Below are 23,450 nucleotides of genomic sequence, written 5' to 3' on the forward strand. Positions count from 1 at the left end.
AAAAAAGTGGGAGCCCTCAATATCGAGGACTCCCACTTTTTTAATCAGGAATGGCCTGGCGGCTATTGAACGGTCACAGCAGTATTGATAGCCTCTTGCTTCTCCAAAGCCAGCTGTGCAGCTTCTAAAACGCGTACAACAGCCAATCCAACCTCACCATTAGCGCGGGGAGGATTTCCGGTCCGGATCGAATTCACAAAATCCTCGCACTCCAGGCGCAAAGGCTCGACCCAGTCGATATGCGGAATAGTGATTGCCCCATAGCGATATGACACGACAGGATCAGCGTGGACATCCGCACCCTTGTTATAAACTTTGATCATTTCAGAGGGATTTGTATCATCATAGACTACCATTCTGGCGTCGCCGATAACCGTCACCCGTCGAATTTTGCAGGGATGCAGCCAGCTGACATGAATATGAGCCGTCATTTGATCGGCAAATTCCAGGTCCAGATGGGCGATATCCGCGATATGGGACTGCAAATGAGCGTTCGCCTGCACCTTAACACGCTCAGGTGTCTTACCAAATAAATAGAGCAGTATCGATACATCGTGCGGCGCCAGGTCCCAGATCACATTGATATCGCTGCGGAACAACCCCAGATTGACCCTTTCCGCCTCAACACAATAGATCTTGCCAAGGTCACCATTCTGTACCAGCTTGCGTAACTCGTTGACGGCCGGGCTATATTCAAAGGTATGACCAACCATGAGGATAAGATTGCGTTCTCGTGCCAGTTCAATCAATTCCTCAGCTTCCGCCACACTGGCGGTCAGTGGTTTCTCAACCAGCACATGCTTGTCATGAAGTAGCGCCTCTTTAGCCAGGCGATAATGGGCGCGCACAGGTGCAGCAATCACCACCCCATCCACATCCGAATTTAGTATATCGTAAAAATCGGTGGTGGTTTTAATCCAGGGTTGGTTTACAGCGATAGAAGCCAGGCGGCTCTGATCCAGATCCGCCACCATAGTTACCGATACTTGAGAAAGGCCATCCAGGTTACGAGCAATCTTTGGACCCCAATACCCCAACCAATAAGACCAAAACGTAGATCTGTTCTCATTTATACATTCCTTTGAATATACACCTTTGAAATCCTAAAACATAGAGCTACAATGCAATTAGAAACCATGCTTCCACACACTCGGCGGAAGCAGTGTGCGCTTTGATGGGATGGATTTATGCCGAATGGGAAGTCAAGGAACCCGCATGCTTCTTCACCGCATCTATGACACGCTGCAACTGCTTTTGCGTGAGCTCTGGATACATAGGTAAGGAAACAATACGTGATGCCAACGCTTCTGTAACAGGCAGGAGACCTGGCTTATAACCATATTGAGCACAGGCCGGTTGCAGATGTAATGGAGTTGGATAATGAATATTGGTGCCAATTCCCTCTTCCTGCAAAGCGATGCGGAAACGATCACGATCAGGAACCTGAATAACGTAATAGCAATAGACGTGCGTTCCCCAGGAGCGCACAACGGGGACAGCTTCAACCACGTCTCGTAGCTGCTCATTATATGTTTGCGCATGGGCCTGGCGCTCCGCATTCCAACGCTCAAGATGAGGCATTTTGATCAACAAGACAGCCGCCTGCAACTCATCTAACCGTGCATTGGACCCCATGATTTCATGCAGGTAGCGTACGCGTGAGCCATGATCCCGATACATACGCATTTTCTCAGCCAGTTCAGGATCATTGGTAGTGCAGATACCAGCTTCACCGAAAGCACCCAGGTTTTTGCTGAAATAGAGGCTAAAACAGCCGACGTCTCCAAACGAGCCCACACGTTGACCTTGATAGGTAGCACCATGGGCCTGGGAAGCATCTTCAATCACTCGCAAGCCATGGGCACGGGCGAAATCCATCACTGGCTGCATCTCCACCGGATGGCCATAGAGATGAACAGGAATAATGGCTCGTGTGCGAGGTGTAAGCACCTGTTCAAGCTGCTGCCAGTCCATTAAATAAGTTTCGGGGTCAATATCAACAAAGACAGGGATAGCTCCCACGATAGCAATCGCCTCAATGGTTGCGATAAAGGTGTTAGAAACGGTGATGACCTCGTCACCAGCACCAATCCCACAGGCACGCAAGGCCAGTTCTAAGGCAGTGGTGCCAGAAGAATTGCCAACACCAAATTGACACCCACAATATGCTGCAAACTCTTGCTCGAAAGCTCGCTGTCGCGGTCCAATGAATAACTGCATTCCTTCAAGAACTTCTTCAAAAGCAGCCATAATTTCAGGCTTTAATGCCAGATATTGAGCACGTAAATCCACCAGAGGTACATTTTCAGATGCCACTATTTTTGATCACTCCTTAATCATAGTGCAAATTGTTCTTTTCACAAATTACCCAACATAGATCACCCACATGGAGTTATCTTATACGTTTATTTGCAATAGGTCTATATTACATATGGTAACCAATAAAGGTAGTATTTAGATGACTATAAAGGTGTAAGATGGGTTAAACTATTGCTAATCAGTAAAGAATATACAACCAAAGTCAAATAACAAGATAAGGGGGGCTTACGTTTTTATCACCTATTTTCGAACTCTTTACCATATCTCCATAAAAATCCTCACCAATTGTACACCTGAGTCATATACTATTGAAATCAGAACTAACTGAGTGAGGGGAACGTAAAATGTTTTACCTCTTGTCTGCACTTTGGGGAGGATACAATGGTTGTTCAATCGGCGCCCGTCCGAACGATCAGCATCAATACGGGCTACCTGAGAGCAAAGCGTGCACTTGATCTCACCTTTACGCTATTGATTGCACCCTTTGTAATCCTGGTTGGTATTATTGTTGCGATCTGCATTAAATTGAACTCCGAAGGCCCTATTTTTTTTCGCCAGAAACGTATCGGGCAAAATGGGGTCGAATTCGAAATGCTTAAGTTTCGATCTATGTATGTAAATAGTGACCAAATGGCTCATCGTGAAAAAATTCTTCAATACATGAATGGTCAAAAACTGAATGAAGACTCCAGCGGAAAAATGGCGTATAAGGATGTTCAAGACCCACGTATTACCAAAATCGGTCGCTTCATTCGAAAAACCAGCCTGGATGAGATTCCACAGTTCTGGAATGTGCTGAAAGGCCAGATGTCCTTAGTGGGCCCTCGGCCCCCATTGCCCTATGAGGTTGAGCTGTATACCTCACATGAATGGCTTCGCATGGCTGGCAAACCCGGTCTTACCGGCACGTGGCAGGTCTATGGACGCTCACGTGTCACATTTCAGAATATGATTGAAATGGATATTGAATATCTTGAGCATCAGTCGATATGGAACGATCTGAAGCTTATCGTACTTACAGTTCCTGTTATGGTTTTCTCACGCGGTGGCGCTTAATAAATTGTAACATATCTATTCATTTATCTCTCTATGATACAGTTTCATACTCGGAGAAGTAAGAAACTGTATCATTGTATGCAGGGAAGGAAACACACAATCTTCGTTCACATGTACACGATCAGCATAACGATAGCGCCCCCATCTTCTCTCCTCCTCAGTACGCTCCAAACGCTGCAAAAGCAGACTCATATGCCGGGAATCAATTATGACAGGGAAGACCTGACAACCGGTCAAATGACCAATAATCGGTAACACACACAAACTCTTATGATCGGCAATCGCTACTGTCAAAGAGCCCTTCGATTTCCCTACCACGATACACTGGTAACGCAATATCATATGCAAAGGCAATAGAGAAAAATACTTTGATGGCACCCGGCGTAAAGGAGTCAGGCGCGGCATAGGAGGTACGGCCTCAATTAAAGTTAATAATGGCCGACCATTTTTTCTTTCTTGTCGATAGCGCATATCATCTCTCTGTACATTAGAAATTCTTTTTCTAAGTATAGGTGATAAATGTGTATATGCGATGGAGGATCAATTCACATTGTGGTGATATTAAAGAAGGGGGTGGAGATTTTAACACTGCTTTTATAGAGTGAGGTAGGGGATTGTGAGTATGCCCGCTTTCCATCTGATACAGAGTTCATAAGTATACATACTGCCCACAAATAACCAGCTAAGAGCAGCTGCCAGAACACGGTGTAGACAAATACGAGCAACTCACATTATAAAAAGCAATCCTCTATACTGACACAACACGCAATGGGCGCACCGTATCATCTTCAGCCGAGCGACGAATTAGAGTATAACCCACGCCAGGTACGGTCAGAATATAGTGAGGAGTACTGGGATCGGGCTCAATCTTCTGACGTAAATGGCGAATATGGGCTTTGATTAAACAAGCATCGCCATCCCCCTCATAACCCCATACATGGGTGACAATCTGGTTAGCGGTACAAACATCATTAGCATTAATCGCCAGCAGATGCAGCATCTTACTTTCAGTAGGTGTCAGGCGGCAGCTCTTACCATTTACGGTTACTTCATTATGTAGAGAATCTACACAAATCGGACCGACATGAATTAAGGAGGAGGGTCGGCGCTCCAGCGTCCCTCGTGAACGGCGACTGACCGCCCGGATACGAGCCAGCAATTGAGACGGGAAAAAGGGTTTCCGCAGGTAATCATCTGCTCCCGACTCCAGGCAACGTACCTCGTCGTGTACATCTTTACCATCTGTAACTACCAGCGTCAGTGCATCATGCTTGGTACGCAGCTCCCGACAAAGAGCTAGCATATCTACATCCTTCAAAGCTGTATCCATGATCACCAGATCAGGCCGCTGCTCCAACCATTCGATTTGAGCGCGCTCAGCGGTGTAGGCACGGTAAACTTCATAGCCCAGCGTTTTTAACCAGCTTGTGAGCATCTCAACCAAATCACGATCACTATCAATGACCAGTAATTTCATTGTCGCCTCCCAACTTTAGTCTCATCATCTGTCATTACACATATATACAAAATCAGTAATTTCAAAAACAAATAAAAATTTCAATCAGCAGGATACTTATGTAATAATTGTAAGTTTCCATTTTTATACTACTTGATAAACGCCGCTTGTATGGATATTTGTAACATGAGTACATTCGCTCACTTCACTTCGTAGTTTAACAATGTACAAGCAGTGGCTTGCGGACGGAGGTGTCTTTGGAATCAGGTGTTAAGCGATAAATATGCCTGGACGCAACAAATGTCGTAATATCCAATATAATATTTTAAGTATGTCCAATGCAGTAGATTAACAAAACACCGATATTAATGTAGACTCTGCTTATCGTCTGATAAATACTATACCTTATGCGTTTTCAAATTGCAATGTACCAATATGGTAATACATCACAATTTGTAGAGTTCAAATGCCCACATGACCATTCTTAGCTCTTGATTGCAGAACTCTTTGTACGGCATATTGCTTTTTTACAGGCCGACTTTTATAGACCGCACTTTCGCCTACAATACATGGCCTGAATTGGTCATCTGCCATTAAAAAGGGGCAAACAGAGCAAAAAAGGGGTGCTAATATACACTCTTCTTTATATCCGAATAAATGTTATGGCAACAAGAAAAGCCCTTTATAATAAAAAGGGCTGAGAAATGCCTATGCATAACATTTTTTATAATCGATTCAGCATATCAAGCAGTGCATAACAGACCAATGGCAATGCCTAGCAGGCCACCCACAAAAACCTGGATGGGGGTGTGGCCAATCAATTCACGCAAGCGCTTCTCAGCCATAGGGCTACCTTGAAAAGCTTCTTCGATCATTTGATTCAGGAGACGAGCCTGAATACTCACGGCACGGCGGACACCGGCAGCATCGTACATCACAATACTGGCCAGCACAACCGCGATGGCAAAGTCAGGAGATGCGATCCCTACCTTACGGCCAACAGCGGTCGCCAGGCCAGTAACCAGTGCTGAGTGAGAACTGGGCATCCACCCGAGGAGACCAGTCGGCTGAGGGCCAATTTACGTTGCTTAAATAATTCCAGGATGGTTTTACTGACCTGAGCAATGGCCCAGGCAAGAAAGGCCGCAATTAAAACACGATTATCCAGGATAGTGGTATTATTCATAATGTTGCGCTACTCCCCCTCTACAAATCGAGGGGTGACAGAGAGAGAGTATCAGTACCCTCATCAAAACTGAGCTGCTGCACTGAGAGTTCAGCTTGCTGCAAAAGTTCGTTACAATACTGCGCCAGATGCATACCATCTTGATATTGCTCTAATGCTTTATCCAGTGGCATTTTGCCTTCCTGCAAAGCTGCAATAGCAGCTTCAAGCCGCTCAAAGGCTTCTTCAAATGACAGCGATTCCATCTGCTCTTCCATTAAATCTCCGCTCCTGAAGGACGAACGACTGCCTCAATCTGTCCATCCTGAACTTGAATCGTTAACATATCGCCAGCCTGCACCTGCCGGGTACTGGTAACTACCGTCTGGTCCCGCTGTTGACGCACCACGGCATAGCCGCGCGCGATGGTCAATAGTGGGCTTAGAGAATGGAGCTGCAGGCTTACTCCCCGCAGTCGTTCAGTGCGTAAGGAGATGATGTGCTGCATATACGTCTGGAGGCGCTCGGTACATTCATCGAGTTGCTGGCGGCGCTGGACGATTGTGCTCTGGGGATTGGCGCGCTGTAAATCACGCATGGCGTAAGCAAGCTGTGCTTTACGATCCTCGATCTGCTCCAGCATTAAATCGGTCAGGACTTGCTGCTTCTCTTCAATATCTGCCTGCCAATCGGCAATATCGGGAACAGCAGCGGTAGCGGCAGCTGTCGGCGTCGAGGCACGGTGATCGGCAACAAAATCTGCAATCGTAAAATCGGTTTCATGGCCAACACCACTGATCACAGCAATGCGTGATCGGGCAATGGCACGCGCCACAACCTCTTCATTAAATGCCCATAGTTCCTCGATTGACCCCCCACCACGTCCAACGATGATGACCTCTGCTTCTCCATGCTCGTTGAGCCGATCCAGGGCATTGGCAATGGAGGCGGGAGCCTCAGCTCCTTGAACCAGGGCCGGCGCAAGAATAACTTGCGTCAAAGGATAACGATTACGCAATGTACGTAACATATCACGTAAAGCCGCTGCTTGAAGAGAGGTAACAATTCCAATCGTAGTTGGCTGATCGGGTAGCGGACGCTTGCGCTCACTATCGAATAATCCTTCAGCCTCTAAACGTGCTTTCAATTGCTCGAATTTGCGGAAGAGGGCGCCTTCACCCAATGACATTACTGCGTCAACATAAAATTGAAGTTTACCATCACGCTCATAAAATGAGATACGGCCATTGACGGCCAGTGCCATTCCATCGCGCAAATTTGGGGCCGCTGTACGCAGGCGTGCCTGTTTAAAGAACACGCATGGTAGCTGAGCGTCCCCTTCTTTCAAGGTAAAATAACAGTGTCCGGATGGATAAATTTTACAGTTCGAGACTTCACCGTGCACCCAAATATTTTGTAAAATGTCGTTGGTCTCCAGCAATTCTTTCAAATAGAGTGAAAGTGCTGAGACACTGATGGCAGACTGGGCTCCGAGAGAGTCTTGAAAGAGCATGGAGCTTATGCCTCCTCCGAGCTATCAATCACTAACAATTGCTGCCCATATTCAACAGCCTGGCCATCCTGCACCAGGATTTCGACGATACGACCGGCAATAGTACTTTCTACTTCGTTGATGACATTTAATGATTGAATGGTGCCAACCAATTGTCCCAATTTAACACGGTCGCCAACCGCTACCAGTGGATTGCCTTTGGGCTTGGCCCAGGTATGGAAGATGCCGACCAGTGGTGCGGTAATAGTATGCCGGGGCTCGGGAGTGGCTTTTTCTTCGCTGGCGGGGCTGGCTTCCCCGGATTGCATAAGCGCGTATTCGCCAACTTCACTGCCCACCTGCGCTTTTGCTTTGCGCAGCACTAACTGCATCCCTTCTTCGGCCCGTTTAACTTCGATCTCTGAGACATCGCTCTCATCTAGTAGTTGTACCAGGCGCTTCAGTTGTTCGATGCTGACCTTGGGAACTGAGACATTTTCTTCGCGTGCGATGGTTTCGACTTCATAAGGATAGTTGTGGTCCATAGACGACTCCAATATATGCTAGCTAGCATTGATGATATTTTTTCATTTCCCGCCTTGCGGCGGGAGATGGGGAGGAAAGGGATGGCGGGGACTGGCGTGCTCCCAGCATGCCTGCCACCGCTCCCCGGCAGGATGGCCTCGCCGGCCCTCCTGCAGCTCCCAGCCTTTAGAGAAGCGAGGGTAGGTTGTTAATGTGCCGTTAGGCGCGTTCGACGTAGGCACCAGTGGTGGTGTTGACACGAATCAGGTCGTCGGCTGAGATGAATAATGGTACCTGGACGACCAGGCCGGTCTCGGTTGTGGCAGGCTTGCTACCACCCGTGGCGGTATCGCCTTTGAAGCCTGGCTCGGTGTAGGTGACGCGTAGCACAAGCTTTTCAGGCAGCTCTACCGAGAGGGGCTCTTCTTCATAACGAATGATGTCCAACTCCAGGTTGTCGATCAGATAATTTTTGGCTTCACCCAGTTGTGCCTCGGTCAGGACAATATCTTCATAGGTGCTGGTATCCATGAAATGGTACTGATCACCTTCCTGATATTGATAGGTAACATTAGAACGGTCCAGGTAAATGCGCTTGAATTTATCGCCCGCATCACAGGTACGATCTACCGTTGATCCCGAGCGTAGATTGCGCAACTTCATACGTACAATAGCACCACCACGACCAATTTTTACATGCTGCCATTCCAGAATAGAACATAATTGGCCTTCGAATTCGATTGTGACACCTTTTTTCAAATCACCAGTTGAAATCATAAATGCAAAACTCCTTTAGCGCGAAACCACCAGATCTGTTGGTGACTGCGTTAATACTTCAACACCATCTTCTTTAACCAAAACACAATCTTCTACACGTGTACCAGTCCACCCGGGAATATAGACACCAGGCTCAACCGTTACGACCGAGCCTACTGGTAATTTGACATCTTCGGGGGCACGTTGTGAAAGAGAGGGATTTTCGTGGATTTCCAGGCCAACGCCGTGACCTGTGCTGTGAATATAATACTCTGCCAGGCCTGCTTCCACCAGGACGTTGCGCGCCAGAGCATCGGCTTCGCGGCCGCTGAGGCCCGCATGTAAACCTTGTTCACAGGTCTTCATTGCGCGCAAAACAGTCTCGTAGACTTCTTTCATACGGGGCTCGGCCGGCTCACCCAGGCAAATGGTCCTGGTCATATCGGCACAATACCCTTTGTAGCGAGCACCCATATCAATAGTAATCAGTTCGCCACGCTGAATCTGGCGCTGACCCGGGATAGCGTGGGGCATGGAACCATTGGGGCCAGAAGCTACAATCGAGTTAAAAGATGTACCATCTGCACCCAGTTCCACCATCTTGCGCGAGATTTCCCACTCAACATCTTTCTCGGTCATGCCAGGCTGGATCCACTGGCGCAGGTGTGAAAAGGTTTCATCGGTAATCGCGATCGCTCGCCGCAATAATTCCAGTTCATATGGCTGCTTGACATAACGCAATTTATTGACAATGGTTTCGTCAAATGGGTGCAGGCTGAAAATTTCCTCGCCAGCCTTGCGCAGCGCTTCAAAATCGGCGTAGCTCATCGCGGTGGATTCAAAGCCGATCTTCTTCCAGCCATGTTCTTGAGCCAGAGAAGCAATCGATTGCGCATAATTGCGACCAGCTGGTATTACTACATTCCAGCCCGCAGCCTCACGCGCGGCGACCTCACTATAGAGAGGATTGGTCAGGAGAATCTGCTGCTGCGCGCTGACAACGACAGAACCAGCCCCTTCCTCATCATTGAGCCAACCACTTAAATAGGAAGCGCTCTGTGGCTGCGTCACATAAAAAGCATCCAGCCCCTGCTCAGCAATCCACGTCCTAAATTTTTGTATGCTCTCTTGACTCATAGCTATCTCTTTCTATTCCTCGCTTACCAATGCCGTCAAGGCCTCTAGTGCCAGGACATAGCCTCGCCATCCCAGTCCGGCTATTTGTCCACGGCAGACAGGAGCAATCACTGAATGATGCCGAAACTCTTCACGTGCATAGACATTGCTCAAGTGAACCTCAATTGTTGGCAGATGTGCATCGGCGATAGCATCGCGTATGGCAATCGAATAATGGGTAAATGCGCCAGGATTAATCACGATGCCAGCCGCCTGTTCGCGCTGTTGCTGGATCTGATCGATCAGGGCTCCCTCATAATTAGATTGGAAACAGTCAACGCTCACACCCAGCGTGGCGGCACGTTGACGTAGCGCATCATGAATGTGCTCCAGGGTCATCGTACCATAAATAGCGGGTTCACGGGTACCCAGCATATTAAGATTTGGACCACTTAAAATGAGGAAATTAAGCATCTATCCCTACTTTTCTCCCATAAACGCTGTGATGATCCGTTCAACCAGATCGTCAGGCAATGATGTGATCACCACCTCACCAATCTGCCTGGGCATGATCCAACGCACTCGCTTGCCCACGACCTTTTTATCTAGCTGCATAGCAGCCAGAATATCGTGCGCGCGCACCGAGCCGCTATAAGTGGTTGGTAATCCAAGGGCCATCAAGAGCTGGTTCTGTCGTACAACGTCTTTTTCGTCAAACAAACCAGCCGCCTGGGCCAGAGCCGCGGCAACAACCATACCAAGCGAAACAGCCTCCCCATGGAGCCATTCACCATAACCGGAAGCGTTTTCTAACGCGTGTCCAAAGGTATGACCATAGTTTAGGATAGCACGGCGTCCTTGTTCCCGCTCATCTTCTTCTATCACCATAACTTTTAAGTCGATACAACGCGCAATAATCTGACAGAGCAACGCAATAGGAGGCCTGGAGAAATCTCGCAACAGGTCCGCATTCGCCTCTAATAAGGCAAACAACTCAGCGTCGAGTATGATACCATACTTTACAATTTCTGCCCATCCCTCAGTGCGTGAGCGTTCTGGCAGGGAAAGCAAAGTGGATGGGTCGGCCAGGACCAGGCGAGGATGGTAGAAAGCACCAATCAGGTTTTTGCCGCGAGGATGGTTGATGCCGGTCTTGCCGCCGATGGCGGAGTCTACCTGGGCCAGCAATGAGGTAGGAATTTGAATGAGAGGCACGCCACGTAAGTAGGTGGCTGCCGCATAGCCAACCAGGTCACCAACCACACCACCACCCAGCGCAATCAGTGCTTCTCGGCGCTCGGCATGCTGCTCCAGTAACCAATCATAAATGGCTGAGAGCTGTTGCTGTGACTTACTCCCTTCGCCCGCTGGCACGGTATAAACACATGGTTCAAAGCCAGCCGCGGTCAACTGTGGGAGCAACGAAGGTATATAGAGGTCATGGATATTGCTGTCAGTAACAATAAATACCCGTGGGGGCAGTTGCAATTTTTGGAGATAGCCAGCCAGCCGCTGTAGTCCTCCCCACTCAACCACAGTATCATAGCCTGCACCCACATTAACATGGCGTACAATCGGAGCCACCCGTTCTAGAGCAGTTAGATCATCAAGCATCGTCATAATCTCCCCGGCCACCTGTTCAGCATGTTTACCCTGCGTGGAACAGATCAATTCGGCCTCTCTGTACCAGGCTTCACGGTCCGCCAGCATCCTCTGTAGATTAGCAAGAGGATCAGTACCAGATAAGAGGGGTCGTATCTCCGGAGTCTGACCATGCTGTTGCTCTCTAAGATGCTGCGCCTGCAGGCGAGCCAGGGAATCTTGAGGATCAACATACAGGAAGATGCGCACGCCATGTTGAGCCATCAGCGTGCGATTCTCCGATCGTACAACGATGCCACCACCGGTAACGATGATGGCATCATCTGGTTGTTGCACTGCGTGAGCCAAGATGCGGGCTTCGAGCGTGCGGAAATATTCCTCACCATGTCGTGCAAAAATTGCAGGAATGCGCTCCCCATACTCCTGTTCGATGAGCGCGTCGACATCCAGTAAGGGACGTCCTAACCGTTGCGCTAAGAGACGCCCAACGGTACTTTTTCCACTTCCAGACAGCCCTATCAAAAATACGTGTCGCATAGTGGCTCTATTGTACCACGATTTTGTTCTTAATAAAGTTCTTCGTTGCGAATATTTGTGCTCAGAGAATTAACCATGCTGAAGACGGTGGTATCTACCGATTGCACGTGTTCTTGAACAGGTAAGCCTTCTCGTAAGAAAGACTGGATACGATTATCGTATACAGTAAACGCCCGTCCAAATGAGAAGACATATTGCTCGATCTGTCCACTCTGCCGATTGAGTACCAGAATAGTATCGTCCGTGGCACACATTGTATTCTGCGTACAACTAGCCCGGTTGGTAAAGGCACCCACCAGGATTTGCCAGCGTTGATCCCAGGTCTTAACCAGATATTGATGGGCGATATCCAGGTTCTGGTCAAAGGCGACAAAGGTACTCTGCGCGCTTGGGGCATCATAGAGCATCACACTCAGCGTTGGCAGACCAAAGTGGCCAACGTATAAGACCTGATGAGCCCCAAGATGCGATTGCAGCTTTTGCTGGGAGAGCTCCAGGTGTGAATCGAACTTCAAGAGCTGAATATCGCCGCTACCTGGATCGTAAAGGAGCAGTTGCGAACGACCCGCATTGATGAAGTCGCCGCTGTAGACTACCCAGTTTCCATCCAGATTGTGCTGCTCATGGTAATCCTGCACGACCAGGTTCTGATCAAAGTCCATGATGCGACCTTCACCTGCCGTACGATCATACAGGAATACGCCATCTTGCTGTGAGTTCACAAAACGGCCAACGTACACCTCCCAGCTAGAATGCCAGAGGGTATAGCTCTGTTGATGATGGATACTTAAATCTGGATTGAAATCCATTAACTCAATATTGGCTGAGCGCCCCTGCTTCTCCCAATCGGTCAGTTGACTACCACTCAACTCCCCACCTTTATCGGGCGGGGTATCGCCCATAATATTTGAAGGCATAATATAGCTGTATTGAACGGTCTTCTGGGTACTGGCCGTAGCACTCGGCCTGGCGGCAGCGGTAGCAGCCGGTGTAGCCGACGCGGTGGGCGCAGGCGCAAGTGTTGGTGTAGGAGTCGGAGCCGGAGTGGGCGCTGCTGTTGGAACAGGCGTCACTGGAGCCGTTGGTGTCGGACTCACGGTTGGCAAAGCGGTCGGCGTAGCGGTTGGCGTCGGCGTTACCGTTGGCTTCACGCTCGGCGTCGGCGTTACCGTTGGTTTTGGTGTTGGCGTCACCGTTGGCTTCACAGTTGGAGTCGCCTTCACCGTGGGCGTTGCCTTCACCGTTGGCTTCACGCTCGGCGTCGTCTTTACCGTTGGCCCACTTGTTGGTCCAGTTGAGCCAGGATTTGTGGCCGAAGGATCAACCGGATTGGTATCAGAAGGGATCGGCGTAGCTGGAGCTGCAACAGGCAATGGAGTAGCAAAGCGCTTATACATAAAGAGGCCGCTACTCTTGCCATTGAAACGTCCAACCGAAATTTCCCAACCGGGTCCAATATCAGAAAGCGTCACATGTTTTTTGATCTGGAAATCGCTACCCAGGCTTAATAATTGCATCGTACCCGCGATCCTGTCATACAGCAAAATCTCAGAGGCTTTCGCACCCGAGAAATTACCGACATGAATATCCAGGCTTGATCCCCAGTTACCAGCAGGCGTGGTAGCATCGCCCAGATCCACTAATGGTGAGGCTGCTGCAGGTACCTGCAGCAAGTCATCATTCAGAGAGGCATCACCTGTTCTGGGTCGCACCTTCTGCGCCGGCAGTCGTTGCTGATTTAACTTATAGATCTGGATACTTCCACGCTGCCGATTATAGAGCAATAGCGTACTGGAACCCGTACCCGTGAAATCCGCATTAAATTCCTGGTCAGAAGATGCTGGTGAAAGGCCCAGCGCGATACGATCGCTGGTATAGGTATTCTGTTGCTGCTGAACACTGTTATTGCTGCTCGTGGTGCCAGTTGTATCGGCGGGGGCGACAGTGGTAGAAGTATTCAGAGCGCTGTTAGCTTGATTGACAGCGGCGGTAGGATCCCCAAAGCTCCCTATACCAGGCAGTTTCGCAAAAAGATTGCCATCAACTTTCTGCGGAAAATAAATAAAGCGTAGCTGTCCATTCTGATAGCGGGGCTGATTGATGACATTGACGTTATAGCCTTTATCAGCATACATATACCTGGCATCGCCAAAATTTTGGTAGGTCACATCAAATGTAGAGCCATCCGCACTTACAGATGTAACAAAGGCCACATGCCCGGCCGGCCCGGCTGCCCAGGCGCCATCACCAACAGGAAAAACCGCGATAGAAGCCACACGCGGCGTGGTTCCGACACTAAAACCAGAACTGGTTGCATCAGTGGCCCACTCAGCAGCATTGCCCCAATTCACCGGCAGATCATAACCCAGCAGGTGCCACTGCTCCCAGGCCCACCAGACACAATTACCACCCAGTGGATAAGGACCAGGACACAGCATATAAGGATTGCCATCAGGAGAAAAATAGGAGCCGCCACACCAATCAGCGGAACTTTGTACATGTGCATGCGCGCTCACGGGAGGAGCTGCAAAGGGTGAAAACTCTACAAAAATCACCAGACAAAGAAGACAAACTCCAATGATCTTTACCCACTTGCGGCTATCATAGTGACCGCTTAGCATACGCGTTACCTTCAGCATCCGTCCTTGGGCTGAAAAAAGCATACAGGACACACCTTCCTAAGAAAAGCAGGGACGGTAAAGGGCCATGTGGTCACATCCCCTGGACATACGCATGCGGATATATCGAGATACTGGTTGGCAAATGAAAATATTAAACGCATCTTTATAGATACATACTGATATATCCGATGCAAAGGCAGTAGATTTTTTTATCGAGAATAAGAAAATAGACGTTCTCGACACACGGGAAATTATAACATCGTATTCATATAGAATCAAGGCGCTCTGGTCTATGTTTAGTACTTAGGTAACTTAATAAGTTATAAACATGCCTTATGGCATAGCATCTGCAACCACTAACACATTCCTATGACCTCGAAAACCCTCGAAAAGCGCTTGACAATATACAGGATCGATGCTATTATTGTCTCCGTTAAGGGCGATTAGCTCAGTTGGTTAGAGCGCTACGTTGACATCGTAGAGGTCACAGATTCGAGTTCTGTATCGCCCACCCAGAATCACTGGATGAATATCTGGTCGATTAGCTCAGTTGGTTAGAGCGCTACGTTGACATCGTAGAGGTCACAGATTCGAGTTCTGTATCGACCACCAGCATAAAGAAGACCTCCTGCATACTTTTGTTGCAGGAGGTCTTCTTTATGCTATTAACAATGTAGGGCTTCTGATGCCCCTATTTGCATAGGGACATCAGAATGAGGCTACTTATTTCATAGCTGCTTTCTGGGCATCAAAATCGTGTGCGTGAACGCCACCAGTGAAGAGCACCAGCAGAGGTACGAACTTGGAGACGATTGGTGAACCCCAACCAGTTGTGGCATCCCAACCTTTTTTGGCATCATAACCCTGAATGGTTACAGGATTGCCATTGGCATCGGCAAAGGTATAAGAGTTGTTGCCAGTAGTGATGTCATGGAAGGTTGCGGAATAGATGCTACCAATACGGCCAAAGATCAGGTACAGAACAGGGTTGATGTAACCAACCCTTTTATTGCCAAGTTGATCAGCCAGGGCAACAATAGCTGCCCACTGTGGGGAACCAGCACTGGTACCACCGAAGATGAAGACTGATCCAGCAGGAGCACCGCTATCGGATGTGACAGCCAGAACACCACCGTTGATGGCTGCGTTGTAGGCCACATCTGGCACACCGCGACCTTTACCGGGATATTTGGCAATCCATACTGGAAGAATGGTTTCGCATATACTGTGCTGAAACCACCACCACCAGCAGCGCCGAAGTCAGGCTCGTTCCAGGCAGTTTCACTCTGATAAGCACCTGTAACAGCATCAGCTACCAGCTGAGTACCACCAACGCCTGAAACGAATGGATCGTTAGCAGGTGAAGAGGCAGACAAGATATAAGAGCTATTATCACAGGTTGGCTGTGCTGCACCCTGGTCACCAGCAGATGCGAACAGTGTGATGTTCTTCTGGGTGGCAGTCTGGAAAGCATGGTGCCATAATTGCGTAGTTGGCGCATCCAGGCAGCTTTCTGCCTCACCAAAGCTCATCGAAACGACATCGCCCAGGTTGTTGTCGATAGCATACTGCAATGAAGCAACCAGGTCGCTGTCGTTACTGCTCTTGGCCAACACCAGGTCGATGGTGGCATCAGGAGCAACCGCATGAGACCACTCTACGTCTAACGCGATCTCACCAGCCCAACCTTCCTGCAAAGCACTGCCATCAAATGGGGTCAGTGAACCCTGGCCAGGGATGATGTTGAGAGTAGGATCGTTCAGACCAAAGTTCTGGTCAAAAGAATGCAAGTCATCCTGGATATGGGGAGCGCTATAAGCATCCAGAATAACAATTGTACGACCTTTTCCAGTAATTCCTTTGTCCAATAGTGGCTGAATACTATAGGCATTACGAATCTGTTTGGGGCCATAACAACGGATGGCGGCAGTATTTGACTGGCATTTGAATGTCTTATCCTGGACAGCACCAGCATAAATATGATGGGGATTAACCACCGCCTGCGGACTGACATGACTCGATGCATGGGCGTCAACGGTTTGTGTCGCCGCACCAGACGCTAAAAGGGCTAATAATAGCGCAAAAGCGAAAGTTGCATAAAGCATGTGAGGAGCGACCACACGTCTTTGCATCATAAGATATCCCTCCAAATAAAATCATAGAGTTAAACATATCTATATAGGAAGAGTCGCTTTCTAAGTATAGAAGATAATAAGTTAATTTTCTAGGTGTCTGAATAGAAAATATTGAAGAAATGAGTTATATAATAAATGTCCTATTGCAATTAATAGCATAAACGGAATATATTTACGCAATAAGACATACAATGAAACAATTTGAATAGTTACATTAGAAAAAAACTACATGGTAAACTGTAAGAACTATACAGTACATTTATTTCCAAAAGGTACTATCACCTACTTTATATCCAACCAGAAACTTGTCATGAATGTATATAACTACCTTACTAGATTTTATCCAGGAATTAGTGGCATGCAGCTACGCGCCTGCGGCGCTCGTCTGGGTTTGTGAAGGGCAGTGAGCATGCGGCCTGGCCGCATGCTCACTGCCCTTCACAAACGAGAAATTATTCAGGGGCAAGGCTTTTTCATGGTCGTCCAGAGATCGCAGGGAGATCACGAACCAGCGATACGATGGACCTTCTTTCAGGTGTGGAGTGTGTGTGGTGGGCTGTCGCGGCCGTTCACCACACACACTCCACACCCGGCGCCGCAGGCGCCAAAGAGGAACATGAAAAGCCCTGATTCAGAGTTAGTGCGCCCTGATGAGAGGTATTTGGGAGTCGCTAACGCCATAGGCAGCTCATTTTTTAGTATTTCTCTGCTTGTACTGTAAAGGTGGAGGCAGCGAGGGGAAGCGAGAAAGAAGATAAATAGTAGATAAGATCCAATGGATGGATACTTAAAAAAGCGCAGTCTCAACTTGAAGCATGATGCTTCAAGTTGAGACTGCGCTAATCTATATGTGAAAATTTGTGTTAGGCGCGGGGTAAGATCGGCAGGTTCGTGCCCTCGTCACGGGTACGGTGTGTGCCAGCGATATCTGTAATACCACCATCAGGATAAACAACTTTTGCCTCTGCCTCGGGAAGTAAGCTAGCGACCTCTTTCAGGACAGCATCCAGGAATTGATCTTCAGGCACGGTTTTGACTACCTGACCTTTGCGGAAGATCACCCCCTTACCTTTACCGCCTGCGAGGCCAACATCGGCATCCCGGGACTCACCAGGGCCATTCACAACACAACCCATAACAGCAACCTGAATGGGGGTCTGTACCTTCGAGAGTCGCTTTTCTACTTCGTTGGCAACGCTAATAACGTCGATCTCGACACGTCCACATGAGGGACAAGAAACAAAGGTGACGCCACGGTTACGCAATTCCAGTGAGCGCAAAATCTCAAAGGCAACAGGAATCTCTTCCTCTGGCTCGGCACTTAAGCTAACACGGATAGTGTCACCAATACCTTCGGCCAGCAGGATACCCAGACCAACTGAAGACTTAACGGCACCGGTTACAAGTGTACCGGCTTCGGTAATACCCAGATGGATCGGATAGTCCGAACGCTGCGAGAAACGGCGATAGGCCTCAATAGCGGTCAGCACAGTTGAAGATTTCAACGAGACATCGAGGTTATGATAATCCAGTTCCTCACACCAGCTGATATACTCCAGAGCACGTGCGACCATACGCTCGGCCAGTTGCTCACGCTCCTGGCGGCGGGCCTCAGTGGGATCTGTGCGCTCGAGGGTACCATCATCGCGCAGGCGAACCTGTACACGCTGCATCTGGGCGACTTTATCCAACGCATCGATCGAACCAGAGTTGACGCCGATACGCATAGCAACGTCACGCTCTTTAGCGGCCAGAACAATTTTCTCCAGGGACTTGCGGCCCTGTAACAGATTTCCAGGATTGATGCGAACTTTGTCGATACCCTGACGAATCGCTTCTAAAGCCAATTCGGGATTGTAATGGATATCGGCCACCAGCGGAATATTGATGCGCTTCTTTATTTCGCTCAAAACCACAGCGTCTTCCATCTCAGGCACTGCAACACGCACCAATTCACAACCCACATCCTGTAAGCGATGGATCTGCGCAACAGTTGTCTCTACATCACGTGTATAGGTAGTGGTCATCGATTGAACAGAAATTGGGGCATCTCCACCAATTGCTACATTACCTACATGTATCTGTCGTGTTTTTTTTCGCATAATTGAAAGCAAACTCCGTTTAGCCGTTCCAATGCATGAGATCACTGACCGTGACCACAACCATGAGAACTAATAGTAAAGCAAAACCAACGAGATTAATAAGACCTTCGCGCTCCGGTTTCAAACGCTTTCCACCCCGTAATATCTCTACCAATATAAGGAAGACGCGTCCACCATCAAGAGCGGGGAAGGGTAAAATGTTAAAAATTGCTAAATTCAAACTTAAGGCGGCGGTTAGACTTAAAATGGGCCACCAGCCAACAACCGGGGTTTGCTCGGCCACACTTTGAGTAACCTGAGCAATACCAACCGGACCAGAAAACTGCGGTTGGATAGCGCCAATAATCATTTTTCCAATAATGGACAGGTATTGATGGATAAAGTCAAAAGTATGTGCAATGCCTCTAAAAGGAGCCTGCCAGAGAGGATAATGCATGGTTAAGACTTTTGCGCCCACGCCCATGTAGCCCTGTCCTTGTGGCGGATGGACACGCGCGTTGACGGTTACATCCTGGGTACCACTCTGCTGACTATGCTGAATCGTTAATCGAATGGGTATATGCTCATCTTTTCCCTTATCAGCATTGATAATCTGTGTCACCGCAGTCGACATAGCGTTGAAGTCTTTTACAGCCTTCCCATTCACAGCCAGGACGGTATCGTCTGCCCGTAAACCAGCCATGGCTGCGGGCGAATTGGCTTGAATTGAGCCAATCACGGCAGTCGGTGTTGGCATGGGCTCACCCAGTCCATAAGCGACAGTGAACAGGACTATGCCGAGCAGAAAGTTCATAAAGACGCCGGCACAGAGTACAATGATGCGTTTTCCCGCCGTTTTCGCGGCAAAACTGCCCTCATCATAGCGGCCATTCTCATCCACTGTATCCCCACTCTCGCCCGCCATACGTACAAAGCCACCAAGAGGGAGCAGGTTCAACGAATATAGTGTGCGCTCAGGCGGAGTTGCTAGCTCTTCGCTAGCATTACCAAAGGGATTTTGGATATTGCTGGTGTCCATCACAGAGCTGCCGCGACCAAACCACATAACCTCCCAACCGCCACGCTCGCGTTTACGCAAACTGACGATATTGGGTGGAAAGCCCATCCCAAATTCATCAACTCGAATACCAGCCCACTTCGCCGCAATAAAATGTCCTAGCTCGTGTACAAACACAAGCAACCCTAACACTGGAATAACAGCGAGTATATACCAGCTCATCCCCTTTTCCTTTACTCAATACTCATCTTTATTCATATCATCTGAAAATTTTTATGCTGTCAAAAAGGAGCATAAAGCCCTGCAATTGCTAACCCTACGCGCGTTTTTTCCATATTTCGCGAACGGTGCGACGTGCCCAGGCACAGGCCTCAAGAGTCGCAGCAACGTTTGGTTGTTCAATTGACTGATGGCGCTCCAGCACAGCCTCAATTAATTGGGCAATCTCCAGGTAGCCAATTTTGCCCGTCAAGAACAATTCGACGGCCTCTTCATCTGCCCCGACCAGGGCACATGGATAGGTACCACCACGTTTTCCAGCTTCAATAGCCAGCCGGAAACAGGGGAAGCGTGCAAGATCCAGATCTTCAAAATGTAGCGTAGCCACATCGGCCCAGCGCAGTTCCCGAATGAAATCTGTCTCAGCCGAGGCCAGGCGATCAGGATATCCCAAAGCATTCATAATGGGAAGATGCATGCTCGGTAAGCTGGCCTGCATCTTGAAGGAGCCATCAATAAACTCGACCATTGAATGAATGATGCTTTCTGGATGCACCACTACTTCCATCTTCTCATATGGTACACCAAAGAGCCAATGGGACTCAATAACTTCAAGACCTTTGTTCATCAAGGTAGCGCTATCGATGGTAATCTTGGGACCCATGCTCCAGGTAGGATGTGCCAGTGCTTGCTTAACCGTGACGGTTTTGAGATCCTCTAATGAGGCGGTTCTGAAAGGGCCACCAGACGCGGTCAGGAGGAGACGATGAATGTCTTTCTGTTCTTCGCCCCGCAAGCATTGCCAGATTGCGCTGTGCTCACTATCAATAGGATAAATAGGTACACCAACACGTTGGGCCGCCTGGGTCACCAGGTGGCCTGCCATGACCAGTGTCTCTTTGTTGGCGAGCGCGATCGTTTTGCCTGCACCAATCGCCGCCAGGGTTGGCATTAAACCGACCAGGCCCGAGGTGGCAGCAACCAGGATGTCAGCATCTGCATGGGTGGCGACAGCCAGTAGACCCTGTTCACCAAGTAATGCCTGCGGCAGCAGTTGGCGGGCTTTAGCCTCAACTTCAGGTGCATCCGCATAACAGGTGACTAGATCAGGCTGAAACTCTTGCACCTGCTGCGCGAGCAGTTCAACATTGCTGCGGGCAGCCAGTGCGACGATGCTAAATTGTTCGGGAAAACGCCGTACGACATCGAGGGTTTGTCGCCCAATTGATCCTGTGCTTCCTAGTAAAGCAATACGTTTAGGGAACGTTGTCATGAGAATTCAACCTATGATATATATTTTACATACTTACGGTGCGTAAGTAATGACTCAGTTTAATCTTTCATCCAGATTATAGCATGTACGAACCATGCTATGGGAAAGTTCGGCTACATGAAGAACAGCGAGAAAAGATAGACAACAAAGACTGCGAAGAGCAGGCTATCGATACGGTCTAGCATGCCGCCGTGACCTGGCATGAACTGACCACTGTCTTTGACATGCATCTGGCGCTTGATCAGCGATTCAGCAAGATCTCCTAGCGTCGCAGCAGTTCCTATGAGTAATCCCAGGATGATTGCGAAATACCAGGGTACACCTAGAGGTATGACGGTCAAAATCAAGCTAGCAATGATGGAGAGCAATAACCCTCCAGCTACCCCTTCCCAGGTTTTAGCGGGACTGATGTGGGGAGCCATTTTATGCCTCCCAAAATAACGTCCAGCAAAAAAGGCGGCGGCGTCAAAACCCCACACACCTAGCAGGGTTACCAGTAACCACCAGACTCCACGGGGTAATGTAACCCACCAGCCACTCATGGGGTGCAAAGAACCTACTTCATAGCCACGCAGCAATAAGAAATAACTCATTGACCAGCCAAGATACATAGGTACGGCCAGGGTTAATGCCCAGTCGACCATTGTTCCTTCAAGCTGCTTACGCGTAAAAAGCCAGCAAAAAGAGAGGACTACCGAAGCTCCCAGGCCTATCTGTAATATGAGTAGCCGTTGGGGCGGAAACATGGCTGAGCTGAGAAAAAGTATGCTTAACCCATAACTCATCCATATAAGCGGTCGATATCCTGCCTTTAATAACATTGTGTGCAGTTCAATTGTTCCCAGGACTGCTACCGCCAGACATGCCAGGAAGGCCCACCAACCACCAAACCAGACAAAGAGGAGTACTACAGGCATTGCAATACCCGCAGTCAACCAGCGTTGGCCGACAGACGCGTTCGCTTTTTTCTCGGGCTCAGTTGCACCCGCATTGTTATTCTGCTTACTTGTGCCTTGCAAACATTTACTCCTCAGTCAAGCTATAGGTTATTCTAACATACACCAGGAAATACCGCTTTTAAGATGCCATGATGCTACATCATAATATCATCAAAATTCAGTAGCCTGGGTATAATTGAATACCTGGCGGCACCATCCAGACAGGCACTGCTCAGCCTGGTTTACATATATACCTATGCATACATACCATGGGCCGCCAACAATGCAAAAAAATAGAATACGTAGAGCAGTTCCTGGTTAGTGGGTCTCTACGTATTCTATCACCCTTCCTTACTTGGAGGGAACATCCAGACGCCCAAAGCGGCGGTGGCGCTGATTATAACTCTCCAGGGCAGCCATCAAATCTTCATGCCCAAAATCAGGCCAGAGTGTTGAGGTGGCATAGTATTCGCTATAGGCAGATTGCCAGAGCAAGAAATTGCTCACCCGCATCTCACCAGCCGTACGAATTACCATATCAGGATCCGGTAAATCACGAGTATATAAATATGAGCCAATTAACTCTTCATCGATCGACTCGGGATCCCGCCCATCAGCAATAATCTGCCTGATGGCATCCACCAGTTCAGCACGCCCCCCATAATTGAAACAGACATTCAGCCCAATGCGTGTATTATCTTTGGTCAATTCAACCGACTCACGCACGGCCTTCTGAATATCAGGAGACAGATCGTACAGTCGACCAAGATGGCGCAAACGCACTCCATCACGATGGAGTTTTTCCAAATCTGAGCGGATGGTCTCCCAGAAGAGACGCATCAAGCCATCAACTTCAGTCTGTGGGCGCCCCCAATTCTCGGTAGAAAAAGCATAGACACTGAGCATTTCGATGTTTTCATCTGCAGCGCACTCAACAACACGTCGAAGTGCGGTTACGCCTGCCTTGTGTCCTGCCAGGCGCGGTAAGTGCCGCTTACTGGCCCAGCGCCCATTGCCATCCATGATGATGGCAATGTGGCGTACTGGCTGCTTTTGTTGCTCAGATGCGACAAGGGACGTCTGCGCTAAATTCTTCTCTTTTCCTTTGATAGATGAAAAGAGTTGTTGCATCTTGGTCAAA

At 48.8% G+C, this 23,450-nt stretch carries 20 protein-coding genes, 2 tRNA genes and 1 pseudogene; 3 read left to right on the forward strand and 20 right to left on the reverse strand.

All coding sequences use genetic code 11. The features are described from left to right. Positions 1-62: 62 nt before the first annotated feature. Positions 63-1,037 (reverse strand): Gfo/Idh/MocA family protein, encoded by a 975-nt coding sequence (locus tag EL645_RS05575; protein ID WP_161977144.1) that lies wholly within the window; start codon positions 1,035-1,037, stop codon positions 63-65. A gap of 148 nt (positions 1,038-1,185) precedes the next feature. Further along, on the reverse strand, positions 1,186-2,316 hold the full coding sequence (locus EL645_RS05580; protein ID WP_246035285.1) for a DegT/DnrJ/EryC1/StrS family aminotransferase: 1,131 nt from the start codon (positions 2,314-2,316) through the stop codon (positions 1,186-1,188). A 384-nt stretch (positions 2,317-2,700) separates the two neighbouring features. Here EL645_RS05580 and EL645_RS05585 point away from each other — a divergent pair, with 384 nt between their 5' ends. Next, a complete protein-coding gene (locus EL645_RS05585; RefSeq protein WP_126549107.1) occupies positions 2,701-3,375 on the forward strand; it encodes a sugar transferase in 675 nt (224 codons plus the stop codon). Positions 3,376-3,390: 15 nt separating this feature from the next. On the opposite strand, the gene EL645_RS05590 is transcribed toward EL645_RS05585, so the two are convergent. The 11 genes and pseudogenes from EL645_RS05590 to EL645_RS40725 all read right to left on the reverse strand — a co-directional run bounded on the left by EL645_RS05590 (position 3,391) and on the right by EL645_RS40725 (position 14,687). Further along, on the reverse strand, positions 3,391-3,846 hold the full coding sequence (locus tag EL645_RS05590; protein WP_126549108.1) for a GspE/PulE/PilB domain-containing protein: 456 nt from the start codon (positions 3,844-3,846) through the stop codon (positions 3,391-3,393). A gap of 277 nt (positions 3,847-4,123) precedes the next feature. After that, a complete protein-coding gene (locus EL645_RS05595; protein ID WP_126549109.1) occupies positions 4,124-4,852 on the reverse strand; it encodes a response regulator transcription factor in 729 nt (242 codons plus the stop codon). A 722-nt stretch (positions 4,853-5,574) separates the two neighbouring features. Beyond that, positions 5,575-6,017, reverse strand: a pseudogene (locus EL645_RS05600) (divergent PAP2 family protein). 20 nt (positions 6,018-6,037) lie between these two features. Next, positions 6,038-6,274, reverse strand: a complete 237-nt coding sequence (gene xseB, locus EL645_RS05605; RefSeq protein ID WP_246035288.1) for an exodeoxyribonuclease VII small subunit — start codon at positions 6,272-6,274, stop codon at positions 6,038-6,040. Then, complete coding sequence (gene xseA, locus EL645_RS05610; protein WP_126549110.1) at positions 6,274-7,509, reverse strand: exodeoxyribonuclease VII large subunit; 1,236 nt, start codon at positions 7,507-7,509, stop codon at positions 6,274-6,276. The genes xseB and xseA overlap by 1 nt, the downstream gene beginning before the upstream one ends. A gap of 5 nt (positions 7,510-7,514) precedes the next feature. Further along, the gene (locus EL645_RS05615; protein ID WP_126549111.1) at positions 7,515-8,033 is read right to left on the reverse strand and encodes an acetyl-CoA carboxylase biotin carboxyl carrier protein; all 519 of its coding nucleotides are present in this window, start codon (positions 8,031-8,033) and stop codon (positions 7,515-7,517) included. Between the two features lie 199 nt (positions 8,034-8,232). After that, entirely contained in the window at positions 8,233-8,790 is a 558-nt protein-coding gene (gene efp / locus EL645_RS05620; protein WP_126549112.1) for an elongation factor P, read from the reverse strand. A 15-nt stretch (positions 8,791-8,805) separates the two neighbouring features. Then, positions 8,806-9,906, reverse strand: a complete 1,101-nt coding sequence (locus EL645_RS05625) for a M24 family metallopeptidase (RefSeq protein ID WP_126549113.1) — start codon at positions 9,904-9,906, stop codon at positions 8,806-8,808. Between the two features lie 12 nt (positions 9,907-9,918). Further along, positions 9,919-10,359, reverse strand: coding sequence for a type II 3-dehydroquinate dehydratase (gene aroQ / locus EL645_RS05630; protein ID WP_126549114.1), 441 nt, complete (start codon positions 10,357-10,359; stop codon positions 9,919-9,921). Positions 10,360-10,365: 6 nt separating this feature from the next. After that, positions 10,366-12,024, reverse strand: a complete 1,659-nt coding sequence (gene aroB / locus EL645_RS05635) for a 3-dehydroquinate synthase (RefSeq protein WP_126549115.1) — start codon at positions 12,022-12,024, stop codon at positions 10,366-10,368. Positions 12,025-12,053: 29 nt separating this feature from the next. Next, complete coding sequence (locus EL645_RS40725; RefSeq protein ID WP_126549116.1) at positions 12,054-14,687, reverse strand: CHAP domain-containing protein; 2,634 nt, start codon at positions 14,685-14,687, stop codon at positions 12,054-12,056. 395 nt (positions 14,688-15,082) lie between these two features. Between EL645_RS40725 and EL645_RS05645 the strand changes: the two genes are divergently transcribed. Together EL645_RS05645 and EL645_RS05650 are read left to right on the forward strand one after the other, a co-directional pair. After that, a tRNA-Val gene (locus tag EL645_RS05645) sits at positions 15,083-15,156 on the forward strand. Positions 15,157-15,180: 24 nt separating this feature from the next. Next, positions 15,181-15,257: transfer RNA gene (locus EL645_RS05650), tRNA-Val, on the forward strand. 359 nt (positions 15,258-15,616) lie between these two features. Here EL645_RS05650 and EL645_RS05655 read toward each other — a convergent pair. The 7 genes from EL645_RS05655 to uppS form a co-directional block, all read right to left on the reverse strand. Continuing rightward, the gene (locus EL645_RS05655; RefSeq protein ID WP_126549117.1) at positions 15,617-16,780 is read right to left on the reverse strand and encodes a S53 family peptidase; all 1,164 of its coding nucleotides are present in this window, start codon (positions 16,778-16,780) and stop codon (positions 15,617-15,619) included. A gap of 364 nt (positions 16,781-17,144) precedes the next feature. Further along, positions 17,145-17,360, reverse strand: coding sequence for a hypothetical protein (locus EL645_RS05660; RefSeq protein WP_126549118.1), 216 nt, complete (start codon positions 17,358-17,360; stop codon positions 17,145-17,147). A gap of 283 nt (positions 17,361-17,643) precedes the next feature. Further along, on the reverse strand, positions 17,644-18,882 hold the full coding sequence (ispG, locus tag EL645_RS05665; RefSeq protein ID WP_126549119.1) for a flavodoxin-dependent (E)-4-hydroxy-3-methylbut-2-enyl-diphosphate synthase: 1,239 nt from the start codon (positions 18,880-18,882) through the stop codon (positions 17,644-17,646). A 19-nt stretch (positions 18,883-18,901) separates the two neighbouring features. Beyond that, on the reverse strand, positions 18,902-20,101 hold the full coding sequence (locus EL645_RS05670) for a M50 family metallopeptidase (protein ID WP_126549120.1): 1,200 nt from the start codon (positions 20,099-20,101) through the stop codon (positions 18,902-18,904). A gap of 94 nt (positions 20,102-20,195) precedes the next feature. After that, positions 20,196-21,371 (reverse strand): 1-deoxy-D-xylulose-5-phosphate reductoisomerase, encoded by a 1,176-nt coding sequence (locus tag EL645_RS05675; RefSeq protein ID WP_126549121.1) that lies wholly within the window; start codon positions 21,369-21,371, stop codon positions 20,196-20,198. 113 nt (positions 21,372-21,484) lie between these two features. Further along, positions 21,485-22,390: a phosphatidate cytidylyltransferase gene (locus EL645_RS05680; protein WP_126549122.1), complete on the reverse strand. Its 906-nt coding sequence runs from the start codon at positions 22,388-22,390 to the stop codon at positions 21,485-21,487. A 270-nt stretch (positions 22,391-22,660) separates the two neighbouring features. After that, positions 22,661-23,449 carry a polyprenyl diphosphate synthase gene (gene uppS / locus EL645_RS05685; RefSeq protein WP_218031750.1) on the reverse strand — a complete coding sequence of 263 codons (789 nt, stop codon included), beginning with the start codon at positions 23,447-23,449 and terminating at the stop codon, positions 22,661-22,663. Between the last annotated feature and the right edge of the window lies 1 nt (position 23,450).

Source organism: Dictyobacter kobayashii (genome assembly GCF_003967555.1).
Taxonomy (GTDB): domain Bacteria; phylum Chloroflexota; class Ktedonobacteria; order Ktedonobacterales; family Ktedonobacteraceae; genus Dictyobacter; species Dictyobacter kobayashii.

Coding starts and splice junctions, on each gene's coding strand:
- EL645_RS05590 (WP_126549108.1), bottom strand. CDS start 3,846: ATGCGCTATCGACAAGAAAGAAAAAATGGTCGGCCATTATTAACTTTA.
- EL645_RS05675 (WP_126549121.1), bottom strand. CDS start 21,371: ATGACAACGTTCCCTAAACGTATTGCTTTACTAGGAAGCACAGGATCA.
- efp (WP_126549112.1), bottom strand. CDS start 8,790: ATGATTTCAACTGGTGATTTGAAAAAAGGTGTCACAATCGAATTCGAA.
- EL645_RS05585 (WP_126549107.1), top strand. CDS start 2,701: ATGGTTGTTCAATCGGCGCCCGTCCGAACGATCAGCATCAATACGGGC.
- xseB (WP_246035288.1), bottom strand. CDS start 6,274: ATGGAAGAGCAGATGGAATCGCTGTCATTTGAAGAAGCCTTTGAGCGG.
- EL645_RS05595 (WP_126549109.1), bottom strand. CDS start 4,852: ATGAAATTACTGGTCATTGATAGTGATCGTGATTTGGTTGAGATGCTC.
- EL645_RS05655 (WP_126549117.1), bottom strand. CDS start 16,780: ATGATGCAAAGACGTGTGGTCGCTCCTCACATGCTTTATGCAACTTTC.
- EL645_RS05670 (WP_126549120.1), bottom strand. CDS start 20,101: ATGAGCTGGTATATACTCGCTGTTATTCCAGTGTTAGGGTTGCTTGTG.
- aroQ (WP_126549114.1), bottom strand. CDS start 10,359: ATGCTTAATTTCCTCATTTTAAGTGGTCCAAATCTTAATATGCTGGGT.
- xseA (WP_126549110.1), bottom strand. CDS start 7,509: ATGCTCTTTCAAGACTCTCTCGGAGCCCAGTCTGCCATCAGTGTCTCA.
- EL645_RS05625 (WP_126549113.1), bottom strand. CDS start 9,906: ATGAGTCAAGAGAGCATACAAAAATTTAGGACGTGGATTGCTGAGCAG.
- ispG (WP_126549119.1), bottom strand. CDS start 18,882: ATGCGAAAAAAAACACGACAGATACATGTAGGTAATGTAGCAATTGGT.
- aroB (WP_126549115.1), bottom strand. CDS start 12,024: ATGCGACACGTATTTTTGATAGGGCTGTCTGGAAGTGGAAAAAGTACC.
- EL645_RS40725 (WP_126549116.1), bottom strand. CDS start 14,687: ATGCTTTTTTCAGCCCAAGGACGGATGCTGAAGGTAACGCGTATGCTA.
- EL645_RS05615 (WP_126549111.1), bottom strand. CDS start 8,033: ATGGACCACAACTATCCTTATGAAGTCGAAACCATCGCACGCGAAGAA.